This is a genomic window from Variovorax rhizosphaerae (assembly GCF_037889975.1).
GTDB classification, from domain to species: domain Bacteria; phylum Pseudomonadota; class Gammaproteobacteria; order Burkholderiales; family Burkholderiaceae_C; genus Variovorax; species Variovorax rhizosphaerae.
Map to the genome: position 1 here is coordinate 109334 of NZ_JBBKZT010000007.1, position 18270 is coordinate 127603.

The window sequence follows — 18270 nt, forward strand, 5'->3', positions numbered from 1 at the left end:
GATGCGATCCCTGCTCTTCGTGCCGGCGCACGACAACCGCAAGTGCGACAAGGGCCTCGTCAGCGGCGCCGACGCGCTGATTCTTGACCTGGAAGATGCCGTACCGCCGGCCGAGAAGGCGCTGGCGCGCCAGCGTTGCGCCGACTTCGTGGCCCGCCACCGCGAGCGCATGCGGCTGTTCGTGCGAATCAACGCGCTGGCGACGGGCGAAGCCCTGGCTGACCTCGATGCCATCGTGCCCGCAGCTCCCTACGGCCTGATGCTGCCCAAGTGCGAGAGCGGCCGTGACGTGGCCCGCTTGGCCGCGCTGATTGCCGAACGCGAGGCCGGAGCCGAACCGCTGCGCATCCTCCCCATCGTGACCGAGACCGCCGCCAGCCTGTTCCACCTTGGCAGCTATGCAGCCGACGCCGGCCCTCGCCTGTGCGGCCTGTTCTGGGGCGGCGAAGACCTGGCGGCCGACATCGGCGCCAGGGCCAACCGCGACGCGCCACAGCGCTACACCGCGCCTTACGCGATGGCCCGCGCGCTCACGCTGCTGGGCGCCACCGCGGCACGCGTGCCGGCCTATGACGCTGTCTACACGGACTTCCGCAACCCGGACGGCCTGCGTGAAGAGGCGGACGAAGCCGAGCGCGACGGCTTCTCGGGCAAGGTGGCCATACACCCCGACCAGATCGCGCCCATCCATGCCGCCTTCACGCCGACCGAGGCCGCGCTGGCACAAGCGCGCCGCATCGTCGCCGCGTTCGATGCAGCACCCACGGCCGGTGCGCTCGCACTGGACGGCCGCATGCTGGACCGACCGCACTACCTCGCCGCGCAGCGTCTGCTCGCGCGTTGACCTTCACCCGGAGATACCCATGACCGAGCCCACGAAACCCTTGCCGCTTGCCGGCATCACCGTCATCGACCTCTCGCACATCTACAACGGCCCCTACGCCACTTTCCTGATGGCCATGGCCGGCGCCGAAGTCATCAAGGTCGAGCCCCTGAGCGGAGAGAACCTGCGCAGCCGCGGCGACCTGGGCGGCGTGGCGCTGCCGTTCGCGATGCTCAATTCGAACAAGCAGCCCGTCACGCTGAACCTGAAGTCGGAGGAGGGCTGCCAACTATTGCGCGAGATGGTGGAGCGCGCCGACATCCTGGTCGAGAACTTCGCACCCGGCGTGATGGACCGCCTGGGCCTTGGTGCGGCAGCGCTGCACGAGATCAACCCGCGGCTCATCTACGGCTCCAGTTCCGGCTACGGCAAGGACGGCCCCTACCGCGACTACCCGGCCATGGACCTCGTGATGCAGGCCATGTGCGGCGTGATCAGCTCCACAGGCCACCCCGATCAACCCGGCGTGAAGTCCGGCGCCGCGCTGTGCGATTTCATGGCCGGCATCCACCTGTATGCGGCCATCATGACGGCGTTGTACGAGCGCGAGAAAACGGGTGAGGGCCGCGTCGTCGAGGTCTCCATGCAGGATGCGACCTATGCCTCGCTCGCCTCGAATCTCGGCATGTTGCACGCACGCGGCGAACAGGCGCCCGCGCGAACCGGCAATCGCCATGGCGGCCTGGGCGTGTCGCCTTACAACGTCTACGCCACGGCCGATGGTCACGTGGTGCTGAACGCGCCGGGTGACCACCATTTCCGCGCGATCCTCGACGTGATGGGCCGCGGCGAACTCAAGGACGACCCGCGCTTTGCAACGCGAACGGCGCGCGTACAGAACGTCGAGGCCGTGGACGCAGTGATAGAGGACTGGACCCGTGGTCACGTACGCGACGACGTCGCGCGCCGCATGTTGGCCGCCAAGGTGCCCTGCGCGCCTGTGCGCGAGCTATCGGAAGTGATGGTTGACGAGAACATGCATGCGCGCGGGCAGCTGCAGTGGGTCGATCATCCGGACCTGGGGCGCGTGGTGCTGATGCATTCGCCGCTGGTGTTCGAGGGCACGGCGCGGCGGCCGATCACGCCCAGCCTGCCGATGGGGTCGTGCAATGAGGTGGTGTATGGCGGGTGGCTCGGCCGCTCCGCGGAGGAACTGGTGGCACTGCGAGCGGCGGGCGTGATCTCTTGACCTGATCGCGAAGCCTGCAAGCGGCCTCCCGAACTTCGCGATGGACCGGCAGAGCAAGCCGTTCGACACTTGCGGACATGCTCCCAAACCTGAACGGCAAACGATGAATGCACTGAACGGCTACGACTTCGAAGACCTGCAACCCGGCATGCAGGCGAGCTTCGCCAAGACCATCACCGAGGCCGACATCACGGTGTTCGCTGGCGCCTCGGGCGACCGCAATGCGATCCACCTCGACGAGGATTTCGCACAGGCCACGCCATTCAAGGGCCGCATCGCGCACGGCATGCTGACGGCCGGGGTGATCTCGGCGGCCATTGCGGGACACCTGCCCGGACCGGGCACGGTCTACCTGGGACAGAACTTGCGCTTCAAGGCGCCGGTGCGTCCTGGCGACACGGTGCAGGCGACCGTGACGGTCAAGGAACTCTTCGCCGACAAGCGCCGCGTGACGCTGGCCACGGTCTGCACGGTGGGCGACAAGGTCGTGATCGATGGCGACGCTTTAGTGCTGCCGACGTCGCGCCAGCAGGGCTGACGCGGCGTCTCTGGCATTCAGGCCGCGGGCCAGGCCGCATCGCATTCGGCCTGCAGTTCGGGCAGACGATAGGTCTGGCAGGCGGTCCGATAGAACAGGGCCTTGCGCTCGGTGACCGACAGCCCGGCCGTCGCTCGTTTGAAAGCATTCCACAGTTGCCCGTAGCCGCAGGACTGCTTGTCCACAGGAAAGTTGCTCTCCAGCATGCAGCGCGCCGGACCAAAGGCCTCGAAGCAGACTTGCATCAGCGGCTGCCAGGCCTGCACCAACGCCTGCGTGGTGGCCGGCCGATCGCCGTGCTCGAAGCCGAAACCGAAGATCGGCATGCCCATCCCGCCGACTTTCACGACCACATTCGGCCGGCGGGCCAGCGCACGCATGTCTTTCTCCCAATCGCGACGCACTTCGGCACGCTGCGAGGCGAAATCCAGCACGCCGACCGGCATGCCGACGTGGTTCAGCACGATGGTCGTGCGCGGGAAGGCGTCGGCCAGCTCGGCGAGCTCGCGCAGTTGCGTGTGATAGACCAGTGCGTCGAAGTTCAAGCGGTGGCGTTCGAGTTGCGCAAACGCCCGGCGAAAGCCCGCATCCGCCATCACGCCACGCGGCGCATTCGGGATGAACTTGGACAACTGGCCGTCGTGGTAGGTCGTGTAGTGGCGCACGCCACGCAAGCGGCCTGCGCCGGCCGCCACGTGTGCCTCCAGCACCGCGGCCGCGCTGTCGCCCAGTGTCAGGTCCACATCCGAGACGATGCCCGCCGCCAGCCGGCACGGGCCCTGCGGCGTCGCTAGCGGTTGGGCGCTGAGCTGCACGATGCGCTCGACCTCGCCGACCGAGCGCATGTCCTTCGGCCCATCGCTGCGCCAACCTGCCCCATAGGCCGCGATGTAGACCGTGCCCAGCACGCGATGGCCGCTCGACAGGTCCTGCGCCATGTCTTCACGCCGGTAGTACAGCGCGTCCGTCGTGGTGTTGAAGAGGTGGTGGTGCGGGTCGACGATGGGCAGGCCGGGTTCGAGCGCAGGTTCCGCGTCGGCGCGGGCCTGCCAGGCCAGCAGGTCCTTGGTCGGGCGGTGCTGGTTGCCGCGGTACGGGGTGGCCGGCGTATCAGCGAAGGCGGTGTTCGGATCGAGCAGGCCCACTTTGCCCAAGGCCATGGTGGCGGCGGCGGTGAGGACGGTGCGGCGAGTCGGGCGGATGAAGTCGGGCATGCGCAAGTCTCCTCAATACAGCGTCATGCCGGCGACTGCTTCACATCGGTCGTGGTCGATTGATTGGGTGAACCCGAGCCGGTCACCGATCCCGTGCCCACTTGCTGCGCCCATGGCGGTTCTGATCATGTGTGTCTCCTGGTTGTCTTGGGGGCAGTCTAGGAACCGGGCTTCGGCCACGTCCATGCCGAAGTTCGCGACCCCGCGTCCCGATTCGGCGAACGCGGGGCCCCGTGCACGGCTTTCCTGCAGGCCGGTTGCAGGAAAGACGCATGGACGCCGCACCCCTGCCAAACCTAAAGTTCCTCATCGCCAACACAGACATGGAATCGCAGACATGACCATCGCAGAGACAACCGCAGAGCCCACCGCAGAAACCACCGCAGTGGCAACCGACGCCGGCATCACCAAGGAGCTGGCCCTGGGCAAGTTCACCGACAAGATGTTGGCCGACATGCGCGCGCTGATCGGCACCGAGCTGCGCACCGAGTCCTGCCTGAACAACGAGTACGCGACGCGCTTGGCTGTCATGCGCTTTTGCGAGGGCATTGGCGACGACAACCCCCTGTATACCGACGCCGCCTATGCCAATGACGGCCCTCACGGCACGCTGGTCGCACCGCCCAGCTTCATCTTCGCGTGCCTGGGCTCCGTGCAGGTGGGCTGGCCCGGCCTGGGCGGCTTCCATGCCGAGACCAAGATGACCTTCGGCGCGCCGATCCGCGTCGGCGAGAAGATCACCGCCAACGTCGTGTTCGACGGCTTCGACGGTCCGATCGCCGACAGCAATTTTGGCGGCCGCCGCATCAAGGATTACCTGCGCCAGGAGTACCGCAACGAAGAGGGCGAGTTGAAGGCCACCTTCATTTGCTCCCGCATGCGCTTCGAGCGCGGCGAGATGCAGGCGCGCCGCGAGAGCCGGGCCATCGAAGTGCCCCATCCCTGGAAGGAAGCAGAGATCGCGGCCATCGAGGAGCAGATCCTGGCCGAGAAGCCGCGCGGTGCGACGCCGCGCTACTGGGACGATGTGCAGGTCGGTGAAGAGATGGACGTCATCACGAAGGGCCCGCTGGGCCTGACGGACTTCATCGCCTTCATCGCCGCCGGCGCTGCGCCCATCCCGCGCGTGGCTGCGCATTCGGTGGCGCTCAAGCGCTACCACAAGCACCCCAAGTGGGCCTTCCGCGACCCGCGTACCCACGCGCTGGAGCCGGTGTATTCGGTGCACTACAACGACTATGCGGCTCAGCTGCAAGGCGCGCAGATCGCCTACGACGTGGGCATTCAGCGCACCTGCTGGCAGATCCATTCGCTGACCAACTGGATGGGCGATGCCGGCCAGCTGCTCGCGCTGACCGGCCAGTACCGTTCGCATGTGTACCTGGGCGACGTGGTGCGCCTGGGCGGGCGCGTCGAGGCCAAGGAGGTCGACGCTGAAGGCCGCCACATCGTTCGCCTGGTCACCTGGGCCACCAACCAGCGTGGCCAGCAATGCATGCCCGGCACTGCGGTGGTGGCCCTGCCCACGCGCCCGGCCGCTTGAGCAACGGGACGTTCGCAGAACGAAGCAAGGACGTAGACGAGCATGACCACATCCAGCGACACCTTGATGGCCGAAGCGACGACCGAGAGGCCGCATTCAACGACGTTTGCGGAAGCGCCTCGCGTCGAAGGCGCAAGCGAAGCCGAGGGCTCGGCGCTGCCGCTCAGCGGCGTTCGCATTCTCGACCTGACACGCTACCTCTCTGGCCCCTACGCGACGCTGCTGCTCGCGGAGATGGGCGCGGAGGTGATCAAGGTCGAGGTGCCCGAGGCCGGCGACGACACCCGGCACATCGCGCCCCTGCAAGGCGACGTGAGCTTCTACCACTCCACGATCAACCGCAGCAAGGCATCGGTGGAACTCGACCTGAAGTCCGAGGAGGGGAGAAAGCTCGTCCACGCGATGGTCGCGGACTGCGACGTCTTCATCCAGAACTTCCGTACCGGCGTCGCCGAGCGCCTGGGCTTTGGATACGACGTGCTCTCCAAGATCAACCCGCGGTTGGTCTACTGCTCGATCTCGGGCTTTGGGGGGACGGGCCCTGAGAGTCGGCGGGCTGCCTTCGACCTGATCGTGCAGGCCGAATCCGGCGTCATGAGCCTCAACGGCGAAGGCGACGCACCACCCAGCAAGCTTGGGCTTCCGGTGGCTGACCTGACTTCCGGCATGTTCTCGGTCCACGGCATCCTCGCGGCACTGCTCAAGCGCTCTCGAACCGGCAAGGGCAGCCTGGTGGAGGTCAGCATGATGAGCTCTCTGCTGTCCCTCTCCGTCTACAACGCCACCCGGTATTTCGTGACCGGCGAAACACCCAAGCGGATGGGGTCGCGCCATCCGGGCGTGGTGCCGTACGGCCAGTACGCAGGCTCGGACGGGAACATCCTGCTGTCCACGTTCAGCGACGGTTCGTGGAAGAAGATCGTCGAGGCCATGGACCGGCCGGAACTTGCGGAGGATCCGCGGTTCCTGACTGCAGCTTCCCGGGTCGTGCATCGGGACGCGTGCGACGCCTTGCTCAGCGAGGTGTTCTCCGGCTTCACCTCCGAGGAGATCGTGAAGCGATTGCACGAGGCGGGCATCCCCTGCGGCGTCGTCCGCAACCTCGGCGAGGCCTTGGAGATGGAGGCGGCGAGCGGCTCCGGTTCAATCACCGACGTTGAGTACCCGGGCAACGTCGGCTCGATCCGAAGCGTCCGGATCCCGATCAAGTTCGACGGCGAGTGGTGCCCCGCCAAGCCTGCGCCTGCGCTCGGCCAGGACAACGCAATGCTCGATCGCTACCGCAAGCCTTGAGAACAAAACATGGAGACAACATCGATGTCATCAGCAGCGCAGTCATGGGGGAAGGAGATCTCGACCGAAACGGTTGGCGGGATCCCATATCGCATGTACACCGAGCGCCCACGCCGGGTCGAGCAAGTATTGGCCTTCGCCTCGCGCTGGGGCGCGCGGCCCCATCTCGTCCAGGGGGAACGGGTACTCTCGTTCGACGACCTCCAAAGTGCTGCGTTCGCCAAGGCCCGCGAACTCACCGAGTTGGGCATTCGCAGCGGTGATCGCATCTTCATCCTCGGCTGGAACAGCCCGGAGTGGGTGGTCAACTTCTGGGCCTGCTTCCTCGCAGGCGCGGTGCCGGTACTCGCCAATGCCTGGTGGAGCGAGGTGGAGATCGGCAACGGCCTGGCAGCGCTGCAACCTGCCATGACGCTCGCCGATGTGCGCTGCGCCATGCGTGTGCCGGCTGGCGCGCGCCTCGGTCCGTGGGGCATCGCCACGGCGCAGGGCGCTGGCAGTCTCGCTGCCCCGGATGTGCAGACCCCAGGCGGCGAGGAAGAGACCGCCCTCATCATCTTCACCTCGGGCACTTCGGGCCAACCGAAGGCAGTGGTGCTGTCGCACCGTGCGCTGCTGGCACGCCTGCAGATGACCTTGCACATCACGCGCAAGCTGCCGCACCAGATCGATGAAACTGCGCGCGACGTGACGCTGATCACCGGCCCCCTGTTCCACGTGGGCGGCATGCAGACCCTGATGCGGGCTGTCGTCGTCGGCGACACGCTGGTGCTGTCCGAGGGCCGGTACGACCCTGCCGAGGTGCTCGCCTCCATCGAACGCAACCAGGTCAAGCGCTGGAATGCCGTGCCGACGATGGTCATGCGCCTGCTGGACCATCCGGATGTGTCACGCCGGGACCTGAGCAGCCTGAAGTCCATCAGCATCGGTGGCGCGCCAGTGCATGCGGAACTGATGCAGCGCATCCGCACCCAGTTGCCCAGCGTCAGTCCCAGGATTCCCACGGGCTACGGCCTGACGGAGAACGGCGGGCAGGCCACGGCCGCCGCTGGCTCGGAGGCTTTGGACGAACTGGGTTCCACTGGCAAGCCACTGCCATGCGTCGAGATTCGCTTCCTCGCGCATCCTGGCCTGCCGGATGGCGAGATCCTTTTGCGCTCGCCAACGCAGATGTCCGGCTTCTTCGGCCTCGATGAGTCGCCGATCGACGAGGAGGGCTGGCTGCGCACCGGCGACCTGGGCCGGCTCGACGACAAGGGCAACCTGTGGATCACCGGCCGCTGCAAGGACATGATCATCCGCGGCGGCGAGAACATTGCGCCTGCTGCGATCGAGCGCGCATTGCTGAACATTCCGGGTGTCACCGAGTCCGTGGTGTTCGGCGTGCCACACCGCGACCTGGGCGAGGAAGTCATGGCCGTGGTCGTAACCGACGCCGAATTCACGTCGAAGCAACTGCAGGAGCAACTCCGCGGCCAGATCGCCTCGTTCGCGGTGCCCAGTCAATGGCGCCTGCAGCGCGAGCCGCTTCCAACCAATCACACCGGCAAGGTAGACAAGGCCGCCATCAGCGCCCAGGTCCGGGCCGAACTGCAGAACGAAAGCTGAGTGCCATGCAGAACTTCCAACACATCACGCCGCCGCTGCGCCTGTACCACGGCCCCGACAGCCTGTCGCACCTGGGCCGCGAGCTGGACCGCATCAAGAGCGAGCGGGCCGTCGTCGTCTGCGGCGAGTGGCTGGCGAAAGGCCCGCTGTTCGAGCGCATCCGCGCAGCCCTCGGCGCGCGCTGCGCCGGCGTCTATGGCGAGGTGCTTGGTCACAGCCCCGTCGCCTCGGTCGAGGATGCCGCCGCTCTGTTGCGTAGCGTCAAGGCCGATGCCGTCATTGCCGTCGGCGGCGGCTCGGCCATCGTCACGGCGCGTGCGGCCAGCATCCTCGCGGCCGAGGGCAAGCCGGTGTCCGAACTGTGCACCGTGACCGAAGCCGACGGGCGCCTGCGCAGCCCCAAGCTTGCAGCGCCCAAGCTGCCGCAGTTCATCGTGCCGACCACGCCGACCACTGCCACGGTCAAGGCTGGAAGCGCCGTGTTCGACCCCGCGAGCGGCCAGCGCCTGGCGATGTTCGATCCGAAGACGCGCGCGCAGTCGGTGTTCATCGACCCGGAGATGATCCTGTCCGCACCACGCGGCCTGGTCGCCAGCGCCAGCATCAACACCTTGTCGATGGCGATCGAGGGGCTGACCTCGCGTTCGCACGACGCCATTGCCCACGGCGCGCTGATGCAGGCGCTGCGCCTCCTGGCCCAGCATCTGCCCCATGCCGCGCGTGCCGACGATGCGGCCGTGCGCGGACAGCTCGTGCTGGCGGCGATCCTGTGCGGACAAGGCACGGACCACACGGCCGCCGGCATCACCACGGTGCTGGGCCATGCGATCGGGGCACGCCACGACATCGAGAACGGCACGGTGAACGCGATCGTGCTGCCGCACGTGCTGCGCTTCAACGCCGAGGCCGCAGCGGCCGGCATGACGCAGGTGGCTGCCGCGCTCGACCTGCAACGCAGCGCCGCGCAGACGCCCGAGCAGCGTGTCGTGGAGACCATCGCGAGCCTGTTCGACGACCTGGCCGTGCCGCGCCGCCTGCGCGACGTGCAGGTGCCGCGAGAGTCCCTTCCCGAGACCGCCACGCTCGCCATGGGCGACTGGTTCCTCAAGGGCAACCCGCGTCCGGTGCGCGAAGCCGCCGAGCTGCACCAGATCCTCGAAGAAGCGTGGTGAGACCATGATCGAACGCAAGCAGATCTACATCGACGGCGCCTGGGTGCCGTCCACGCGCAGCGAAGTCCTGACCGTCGTGAATCCGGCCACCGAACAGGTGATCGCCACCGTGCCGCGCGGCACTGCCGAGGACGTCGACCGCGCCGTGCAGGCGGCCGTACGCGCCTTCCCCGAATGGTCGCGCAGCAGCACCCTCACGCGGGTGACCTTGTTCCGCCGGCTGGCGCGGCTGACCGAGGCACGCTTCGAGGAGATTGCGCAGACGTTGGTCAGCGAGCTGGGCTACCCCATCACCGCGCTGCGCAAGACGCAGGTACTGGGCGCGGTCGAGGAGCTGGACATCATCGCCGAGTCGCTCGACCAGATCGAATGGATGCACCAGGTCGGCAGCACTCAGGTGCAGCGCGAACCCTCGGGTGTGGTCGGCGCCATCACGGCTTGGAACGCACCATTGCGCTCCGTCATCTCCAAGGCCGGCGCGGCCATCGCGGCCGGTTGCACCGTGGTGCTCAAGCCTTCCGAGGTGGCGCCACTGACCGCCTTCGTCTTCGCGGAACTCTGCGCCGAGGCTGGCCTGCCGCCGGGGGTCTTCAACCTGGTCTGCGGCACGGGGCCCGAGGTCGGCGAACCCATCGCGGCGCATCCTCTGGTCGACATGGTGTCCATCACGGGCTCGGTGCGCTCGGGCCGCCGGGTCATGGAGGTCGCGGCCGGGTCGATCAAGCGCGTGCACCTGGAGCTGGGCGGCAAGTCGCCCAACATCATCCTGGGCGATGCCGACTTCACACGCGCCGTGGAAGGCGGCATCGAGGACGCGCTGCGCAACACCGGCCAGGTCTGCGGCGGCCTCACGCGCATGCTGGTGCCGCGCGACCGCCTGGGCGAGGCAGAGCAGTTGGCCGTGCGCAAGGCGCAGAGCTATGTGCTGGGTGACCCGCTCGACGAACGGACAACGCTGGGCCCGGTGTCCACTGCGGCCGCGCGCGACCGGGTGCGCGGCTACATCAGCCAGGCGCAAGAGGAGGGCGTGCGCATGCTGACGGGTGGCGCCGAAGCGCCCGAGGGCCTGGCGCAGGGCTGGTACGTGCAGCCGACCATCTTCTCTGGCGACAACCACAGCCGCATCGCGCGTGAAGAGATCTTCGGCCCGGTGGTCGTGCTGATCCCGTTCGACGACGAGGAAGACGCGGTCCACATCGCCAACGACTCGGCCTACGGATTGGCGGCCGGTGTCTGGTCCGCGGATCCGGACCGCGCCCGTGCCGTTGCATCGCGGCTGCGCGTGGGCCGCGTCCGCATCAACGGTGCGCCACTGGACAAGCGTGGCACGCACGGCGGCTTCAAGCTGTCTGGCGTGGGGCGCGAGTGGGGCCGCTTCGGCATCGAGGAATTCATGGAATACAAGTCCGTGCTGGGCTAAGCGCCCGGCCACGGCTGGAGACAAGCAATGCAAAGACGAGACATCCTGAAAGCGCTAGGCCTGGGCCTGGCATTGCCCGCTGGACAGACCTGGGCACAAGCCAAGGGCCGTGCTGTGCGCGTCGTCGTGCCGCTGCCGGCCGGCAGCTCCAACGACTACGCCACGCGCATGCTGATGCCGCTGGTCGGCGCGATCAACGGCCAGAACTACTTCATCGACAACAAGGCGGGCGGCAACGGCGGCATCGGCACGCTCGAAGTGGTTCGCGCCGCTCCGGACGGCAACACCTTGCTGTGCGGCTCGAATTCGCCACTGGCGGCCAACCTGGCCTTCGTCAAGAACATGGGCTACGACCCGCGCAAGGACCTGACACCGATCGCGGGTGTGAGCCTGACGAATCACGTGCTCATGGTCAAGGCCGATTCGCCCATCAAGACCTTCGGCGAGTTCATCGCCTATGCCAAGTCGCGGCCCGGCCAGGTCAGCGTGGGCTTCTCGACCACCTCGGTGCAAACGCAGATCGCCACCATGAGCCACATGGCCGGCATCGAGCTGCTGCCCATCCCGTACAAGGGCAGTCCCGCGACCATCAGTGACGTGATCGGCGGCGTGCTCTTCGCCACGTTGACCGACCCGGGCAACGCGCAGGCCCAGGTCAAGGCCGGGCAGTTGCGCGCGCTGGCGGTGTCGTCCTTGAAGCGCAATCCGACCACGCCGGACTGGCCCGCGATTGCCGAGACGCTGCCGGGCTTCGACTTTCCATCGTGGAACGCCTTGGTCGGGCCCGCCGGCCTGCCGCGTGAACTGGTCACGCTCGTGAGCGATGCCGTGCTCAAGGCGCAGAAGACGCCGGACCTGATCCAGAAGTACGCCAACCATGGCACGACGCCGCTCGAGATGGGCCCTGACAAATTGAAGGCGCTAATCGACTCGGAGACCACGCGCTGGGTCCGGCTCGCGCGCGAAGCCAACATCCGGCCCGAGTGATGTTTCGCGTCAAGGCCCGCTGTACCTGCGGCCCGCGGCAGCCCTTCGTATCGACCACCATCGAGCGTCGCGCCCCGGGGCCGCGCGACGTGCACATCGCCATCGCCTACGCCGGCATCTGTCAGTCCGACGTGGAGCATGCGCACAGCACGCGCGGCAAGACGATCTATCCGCTGGTGCCGGGCCACGAGATGGCCGGGACAGTGCTGGCGGTGGGCAGCGAAGTCACGCGCCACCGCGTTGGCGACCGCGTGGGCGTGGGCAACATGGTGGATGCCTGCCGACGGTGCGACAACTGCCGCGCCGGCTTGGAGCAATACTGCAGCGGCGGCCGGACGTTGGCCTATGGCGTGATCGGCGCTGACGGCCAGCCCACCTATGGCGGCTACAGCGAGCAGGTGGTCGTGGACGAGGCCTTTGTCGTGGCCATCCCCGACGCCATCGCGCTGCAGAACGCGGCGCCGCTGCTGTGTGCCGGCATCACGATGTATTCACCGCTGCGCCACTGGGGCGCCGGGCCGGGCAAGCGCGTGGCCATCCTTGGCTTCGGCGGCCTGGGTCACATGGGCGTGCAGATCAGCCGTTCGCTGGGGGCGCACACCACGGTGCTGGACATCACGCCTGCCAAGCGCGAGGACGCGCTGCGCCTCGGGGCCGATGACTACCGTCTCAGCAACGAGCCCGACACGTTCACGGTGCTCGACAGCAGCTTCGACATCGTGCTGTCCACTGTGCCGATCCATGCCGACCTGGACCGCTACCTCGGCCTGCTGGCGCTCGATGGCGTGTACGTGAACCTGGCGGTGGCCAGCGTGCCGCTCAGCGTGCCGGCCGCCGCGCTGCTGACCAACCGCCGCTCCATCGCCGGCACGCGCAGCGGCGGCATCGCCGAGACGCAAGAGATGCTGGACTTCTGTGCCGCGCACGGCATCGCCGCCGAGGTGGAGGTGATCGCCGCCGACGACATCGATGCGGCCTACCGGCGCCTCTTGGCCGGCGACGTGCGCTTTCGCTTCGTGATCGACAACCAAACCCTGTGAGACCCCCAACATGCCCGACTTCCTGCTCTACGAACAAGACGGCCCCGTCGTCACGCTGACCATGAACCAGCCCGAACAGCGCAATCCGCTGACCGGCAACACCGCCATCCCGGAATTCCTGGCCGCCATCGACCGCATCCACGACGACCGCAGCGTGCGCTGCGTGATCCTGGCAGCCAACGGCCCGTCGTTCTGCGCCGGCGGCAACATCCATGAGATGAAGCGCCAGGCCTCGCCCGAAGTCAGCGAGATGGACATCCGCCAGGACTACCGGCGCGGCATCCAGCGGCTGGCACTGTCGCTGTTCAACCTGGAGGTTCCGGTGGTGGCGGCGATCAACGGCCATGCCATCGGCGCCGGGCTGGACCTTGCCTGCATGTGCGACATCCGCATCGCGTCCGAGAAGGCCAAGTTCGCCGAGAGCTTCATCAAGCTGGGCATCATTCCCGGCGACGGCGGCGCCTGGCTGCTGCCGCGCATCGTGGGCATGTCGCGCGCGGCGGAGATGGCGCTGACGGGCGACACCATCGGTGCGCGCCAGGCGCTCGACTGGAACCTCGTCTCCCGCGTCGTGCCGCACGAGGAACTGCTGCCCGCAGCACGTGCCATGGCCAACCGTATCGCCGTCAATGCCGCACACGGTATCCGCCTGACCAAGCGATTGCTGCGCGAGGCCATCCATTCGCGGCTGAGCGAGGTGCTGGAGCTGTCGGCCGTGTACCAGGCCGTATGCCACAAGACGCCCGACCACAGCGAGGCTGTCAATGCGTTCCTCGAAAAGCGCGCACCGGCTTTCAGCTGACGTGATGGACCCCGCCGCAACCCGCGAAGAAGAGCTGCACTGGCGCCGCATCGACATGCGTGCCTGGCGGCGCAGCGACGACCTGTTCGAGCTCGAAGGCCGGGTGACCGATCGCAAGCCTTACGACTTCGAGCCCTGGCACGGCGACAAGCGCTTTCCGGCCGGTGAACCGGTTCACGACATGGGCGTGCGCCTGGTGTACGACCGCGATCTCACCATCTACGCCGTGGAGACCTTTACCGAGGCCGCGCCTTACGACGCGTGCCCCGAAGGCGGTCGGGCGCTGCAGTCGCTGGTCGGCCTGCGCATGGCGAGCGGCTGGAGCAAGGAAGTGCGCAGCCGCCTGGGTGGCGAGCGTGCTTGCACGCACCTGATGGAGCTGCTGATCCCCATGGCCACGACGGCCTTCCAGTCGCTGAGCCAGGTGAACCGCGGACGCGCCGAACGCGTGGACGCGAACGGCAGGCCGCTGAAGATCGACAGCTGCTATGCCTATGGCGCGACGCGCGAATTGGTGCGCGTGTTGTGGCCGCAGTTCCACGACAAGACAAGGAAGCAAGGAGACTCGTGATGCACATCGCGTGGCTGCGAAGAAAGCGCGCTGCACACTGCCCGAACAGCCCCGGCGTTGCGAACTGGCGGGCAGTGTTTGCCGGCCATGAGCCTGCGTTAGAGCGCGTGCTGCCGCCAGTCACTAGGAGCACACACGGGAAACCCTGCTGGGCCAACATGCGGTGTCGCACGACAATCGCCGGCATCGACAACGCTCGTAGAAGGCCTGACGAACCATGATGATCGACCTGGTCCAGCTGCGCACCTTCGTCGCCGTGGCGGAAGAGCAGCATCTCACGCGTGCGGCCGAGCGGCTGCATGTGAGCCAATCGGCCGCCAGCGCCCATGTGCGTGCGATCGAAGAGAACCTGGACCTGCAGCTGTTCGTGCGTACCAACCGCAGCCTGGAACTCACGCGTGCAGGGCAGATGCTGATGCGCCAGGCCAAGGAACTGCTGAACGGCGCGGCCGAGTTCACCTCGTTCGCGCGCGACATCCGCGGCAAGGTCGAAGGCAACCTCATCGTCGGCGCCAGCAGCGACCCCACCTCCAACCGCATCGGCCCCGTGATTGCCGAACTGCGTGAGAAGCACCCGCTGATCACGGTCGACCTGCGGGCGCGTGCGTCCGCCGGCACGCGCCAGGCGCTGAAGACAGGCGAGATCGACATCGGCATCCTGCTTGGCCGCGCGGTGGACGCCGGGTTCACCTACTACGAGATGGCGACGGTGAACTTCCGTGTGGTGGGGCCCGTGGCCTGGAAAGAGAAGATCGAATCCGCTGATTGGACCGAGTTGTCCGAACTTCCGTGGATCACGCCCAGTGATACCAACCTCTCGTACGCCTTCATGATGGAGAAGCTGTTTGCCGAGAAAGGCCTGGAGTTGAACAGCGTCGTGCGCTTCGACAACTCGGCGCTGGCCCGTGCGCTCGTGCAATCGGGTGTCGGCATGCTGCTGATGCGCGAAGAGTACGCGCTGCAGGGCGAGCAGGAAGGTTATCTGACACTGTCACCGCTGGCACGCGCGGAGTACCCGCAGTACGTCGCGCATGTGGCGAGCCGTGGGAATGATCCGTTGATCCGCGCGTTCGTGGATGCGGCGGCGGAGGCTTGGCCTGACCTGCGGAGGATGGCGCCGTTGGCGCGTCGGTGATGTGCAGTACCCGCCCGTGGCCGTCGCCCACCGGGATCTCAGAGCTGATCGCAATCCGGTAGATGCTCGAATGGCTTGCGCACCAACGCGCGCTCATCGGCAGTGGGACCGAGCTTAGCCATGAGGCGGCAGGCTTGCCTCCACGTCGACTTGTGCGATCCGGTTTGACTACTCGCCATCGCTACTGCCGCGTCGTAGTTGCGTGCGGCTTCGACGTAGTTCTTCTGGATGAGCCACACCTCGCCTACAGTTGCTGTCAACCAGTAGTCGCCGGGGCGTGGTTCGGCTCCGACGATTTGCTGAACTTCGTTCGCCAGTTGCGCAGCGCGCGCAAGGTCGTCTAAAAGGACACTCTTAGCTGCAGCGTTAATTCCCGTGTAGTAGTCGTCGCGAGCGGCGGCAAACGCTTCCGCGTAGAGGTCTCTCGCTTGCCTCAAGTCGCCGACTTTGCTCGAGCGCTCGTAGCGCTCCATCCACGTCGAAGCGTAGATGCCCAGCGTCTCGGGATCCCTTTCGCCGGATTCGTAGAGTTCGGCGACGATCTCCTGGGCATCCGCCAGATCCTTCTGCTGTCCTCCGCCTCGAGCGCGCCGTAGCAGTGCGAGTGCTTGCAACTGTTTGGGCCGTATTGCCCGCGGAAACTCTCGCTGCAATTCGAGCAACATCGCTACGGCGTCATCGTACGCCTCCAGCTTGGTCAAGCCCTCCGCAGCCTTGCAACCCAGGGCAGCAGCTACTCGCCAGGGCGCGCCGCGCTCTGCGAACAGCGCCTTCAGCCGTTCGGGCGAGCCGTTGCGTATGGCTGCACCAATCTGGCTCGCTGCTCGCTTCGAAGACTCGTCGAGCTCAAGCGCAATGCGCGCCGCTTTGTCACTCAGGGGCTGTCCGACAACGGAATGCAGCAAGCGTAGTAGTTCACCACCGTTCGGACCGTCGGGATAGGAGCTGAAGTCAAGAAAGATCCGCAATGCCGCGAAGCTGGGTAGTTCGCTCGCATCGAGGCGCACGGGAACAAACCTGAAGGCCTTCTTCCGGTCGGTCGCCGCCTCCATCGTCTGGTATTCGCGACGAACCCACGTCGAGTCGCGCGCGTGATTCGACCAGACCAACACGCCAGCCTGGCTTGCCGTCAGCGAACTCTCAAGGCGCTCCTGCAATTGATCACCGCCGACCAACACCACTTGGTCGAGGAAGACCTTGTGACCGTATCGGCGCAAAACGTCGTACAGATTGACGACCCACGCTCGATCGGCCGACCGATAGGAGAGAAACACGTTCCACTGGTCGCCCTCGCTTAGTGGCCGCGGCGGCGGTACCTGCTGTATCCAGTCTTCGGCAGTAATCATGCTGCTCCCTCTTTACTTCCGTGCGAAAGGTGCTGACCGCGCTCACTGCCATGTCCGGATCAATAACTCGGTACAACTCTCCCTCGCCGTGGCGCAGAGGGTCGGATTATCCCCCTCCCGTCTGCGCTCCGTATCCCTAATCCAGTGGAGCACAGAACCTAGGCATGGCGACTCGAACACGCCCTATCCGTGACTGCGACCGCGGTTCAGCCCTGCTCGTCATCCCGAGCGAAACTATTGAGGCGCCAGGAACCGACCCCGGCAACCAGGGCAAAGAAGAGCGCGTTGCCAAAGGTCTGACGCGTATGGGCAAATCTCATGACACAGGCTCTCACGAGGCTTTGATCGTCGCCTCCCACTGGAGAGAAAATCGGTGTCGGTACGCTGACGAGAACATCGGCCGCAACCATCGCGGCGAGAACCGGAATCAAAAGCTTCGCAAGATCGGACCATCTTGCAGATCGCCCGCGTCGCAGAAAGCGAAACCAGACGATCGACGTTCCTAGCAGAATGGGAGCCCAAAGGAGCGTTCTGGGATTGACCTCGCCGAGCTTGAATGCATCTATCTTGATATATGCGTTTTGCATGAATGAACCGAGCAGCGCCATGCAGATCACGGTTGCGCATATGAAGGAAGCGCGTCGTGAATCGAAGTTCTCGATCAGAGAATATTGTCGGAACCCGTAGGCTGTTCCGATTGATATTCCCGCAAACCAGAGACCAACCTGAAGCACCTGCACCCAGAAGTGATTGGGGCCAAGAGATGCTGTGGCTCCGACAACGACGAATTGGCTCAGAGCCACTCCAATTGCTGCGCACCCTGCGACCCTGAGCATTTCTTCAAGACGCCAACCCGTCCGATCACGCGCCGCCACCAACCCACCAAGAACCAGCAGCGCGTAGTACAGAGACATCGGTCCAATCTCGGCAATCACCGGAGGCAGTTCGATACTGCCGACCTCGTATCCCTCGACCCTGCACGTACGCTGTTGCTCGCCACGCACGGCCTGCCGTTCGGAGAACGCAGTACCAGCGGCAAGTGCCATGACTGCCGCCGGTTCAGCAACCGAAAATCTGGGTTCGATGATGTTGCAAAGCCGTGCTATGTCGGCATTGAAGTTCTGGAGTTGGTGCCATGACAGCAGCGCGATTTCGCGGATGTCCTCCGGAAGCTCCTCGCGCGGGGGCATTGCTGCGCCTCGAAGCACAACCGGAATAATCCTCTTGCCAAGCTTCAGAGCCAGGCGGATCTCCGTTCTCACCCAGTCTTGGGGATCGCTTAGCCGAAACTTTCCTTGCCCGTCGCGGATGTCGCCCCAGCCTCTGCCGATGACCACGAGCACAACGGTAGCAGCCTCCAATGCGCACCGAATCTTCTCAGGAAAAACTTCGCCAGGCTCAATTGCCGAACTATCGAAAAAGACGTTTGTCGATCCGAAGCGCTTGACCAGGCCTTCGAACAACGGTTCTGCGGACTCCGCGTTGATGTGGCGGTAAGAGATGAACACCTTGGCCATATCACCTCGTCA

The 18270-nt window shown here is 66.0% G+C and carries 16 protein-coding genes; 13 read left to right on the forward strand and 3 right to left on the reverse strand.

The window, feature by feature from the left end:
• Position 1: 1 nt before the first annotated feature.
• From WKW82_RS16165 to WKW82_RS16175, 3 genes are all read left to right on the forward strand, one after another.
• On the forward strand, positions 2–844 hold the full coding sequence (locus WKW82_RS16165) for an HpcH/HpaI aldolase/citrate lyase family protein (RefSeq protein ID WP_340343330.1): 843 nt from the start codon (positions 2–4) through the stop codon (positions 842–844).
• Positions 845–863: 19 nt separating this feature from the next.
• A complete protein-coding gene (locus WKW82_RS16170; RefSeq protein WP_340343331.1) occupies positions 864–2072 on the forward strand; it encodes a CaiB/BaiF CoA transferase family protein in 1209 nt (402 codons plus the stop codon).
• A gap of 103 nt (positions 2073–2175) precedes the next feature.
• Positions 2176–2610 carry a MaoC family dehydratase gene (locus tag WKW82_RS16175; protein WP_340343332.1) on the forward strand — a complete coding sequence of 145 codons (435 nt, stop codon included), beginning with the start codon at positions 2176–2178 and terminating at the stop codon, positions 2608–2610.
• Between the two features lie 17 nt (positions 2611–2627).
• Here WKW82_RS16175 and WKW82_RS16180 read toward each other — a convergent pair whose 3' ends face one another.
• Positions 2628–3824 carry an amidohydrolase family protein gene (locus tag WKW82_RS16180; protein ID WP_340343333.1) on the reverse strand — a complete coding sequence of 399 codons (1197 nt, stop codon included), beginning with the start codon at positions 3822–3824 and terminating at the stop codon, positions 2628–2630.
• A 337-nt stretch (positions 3825–4161) separates the two neighbouring features.
• Between WKW82_RS16180 and WKW82_RS16185 the strand changes: the two genes are divergently transcribed.
• From WKW82_RS16185 to WKW82_RS16230, 10 genes are all read left to right on the forward strand, one after another.
• Positions 4162–5367 (forward strand): FAS1-like dehydratase domain-containing protein, encoded by a 1206-nt coding sequence (locus WKW82_RS16185; protein WP_340343334.1) that lies wholly within the window; start codon positions 4162–4164, stop codon positions 5365–5367.
• A 42-nt stretch (positions 5368–5409) separates the two neighbouring features.
• Positions 5410–6660, forward strand: coding sequence for a CaiB/BaiF CoA transferase family protein (locus tag WKW82_RS16190; protein WP_340343335.1), 1251 nt, complete (start codon positions 5410–5412; stop codon positions 6658–6660).
• Between the two features lie 24 nt (positions 6661–6684).
• Complete coding sequence (locus WKW82_RS16195; protein WP_340343336.1) at positions 6685–8268, forward strand: class I adenylate-forming enzyme family protein; 1584 nt, start codon at positions 6685–6687, stop codon at positions 8266–8268.
• Positions 8269–8273: 5 nt separating this feature from the next.
• A complete protein-coding gene (locus tag WKW82_RS16200) occupies positions 8274–9440 on the forward strand; it encodes an iron-containing alcohol dehydrogenase family protein (protein WP_340343337.1) in 1167 nt (388 codons plus the stop codon).
• 4 nt (positions 9441–9444) lie between these two features.
• Entirely contained in the window at positions 9445–10860 is a 1416-nt protein-coding gene (locus tag WKW82_RS16205; protein WP_340343338.1) for an aldehyde dehydrogenase family protein, read from the forward strand.
• A gap of 27 nt (positions 10861–10887) precedes the next feature.
• Entirely contained in the window at positions 10888–11847 is a 960-nt protein-coding gene (locus tag WKW82_RS16210) for a Bug family tripartite tricarboxylate transporter substrate binding protein (protein WP_340343339.1), read from the forward strand.
• Positions 11847–12887, forward strand: a complete 1041-nt coding sequence (locus WKW82_RS16215) for an NAD(P)-dependent alcohol dehydrogenase (RefSeq protein ID WP_340343340.1) — start codon at positions 11847–11849, stop codon at positions 12885–12887. The genes WKW82_RS16210 and WKW82_RS16215 overlap by 1 nt, the downstream gene beginning before the upstream one ends.
• 10 nt (positions 12888–12897) lie before the next feature.
• Complete coding sequence (locus WKW82_RS16220) at positions 12898–13689, forward strand: crotonase/enoyl-CoA hydratase family protein (protein ID WP_340343341.1); 792 nt, start codon at positions 12898–12900, stop codon at positions 13687–13689.
• Between the two features lie 4 nt (positions 13690–13693).
• On the forward strand, positions 13694–14260 hold the full coding sequence (locus tag WKW82_RS16225; protein WP_340343342.1) for a DUF2889 domain-containing protein: 567 nt from the start codon (positions 13694–13696) through the stop codon (positions 14258–14260).
• Between the two features lie 217 nt (positions 14261–14477).
• Entirely contained in the window at positions 14478–15395 is a 918-nt protein-coding gene (locus tag WKW82_RS16230; RefSeq protein ID WP_340343343.1) for a LysR family transcriptional regulator, read from the forward strand.
• Between the two features lie 38 nt (positions 15396–15433).
• Here the strand turns inward: WKW82_RS16230 and WKW82_RS16235 are convergent, their stop codons facing one another.
• Positions 15434–16741 carry a TIR domain-containing protein gene (locus WKW82_RS16235; protein ID WP_340343344.1) on the reverse strand — a complete coding sequence of 436 codons (1308 nt, stop codon included), beginning with the start codon at positions 16739–16741 and terminating at the stop codon, positions 15434–15436.
• Between the two features lie 206 nt (positions 16742–16947).
• Positions 16948–18258: a toll/interleukin-1 receptor domain-containing protein gene (locus tag WKW82_RS16240; RefSeq protein WP_340343345.1), complete on the reverse strand. Its 1311-nt coding sequence runs from the start codon at positions 18256–18258 to the stop codon at positions 16948–16950.
• Between the last annotated feature and the right edge of the window lie 12 nt (positions 18259–18270).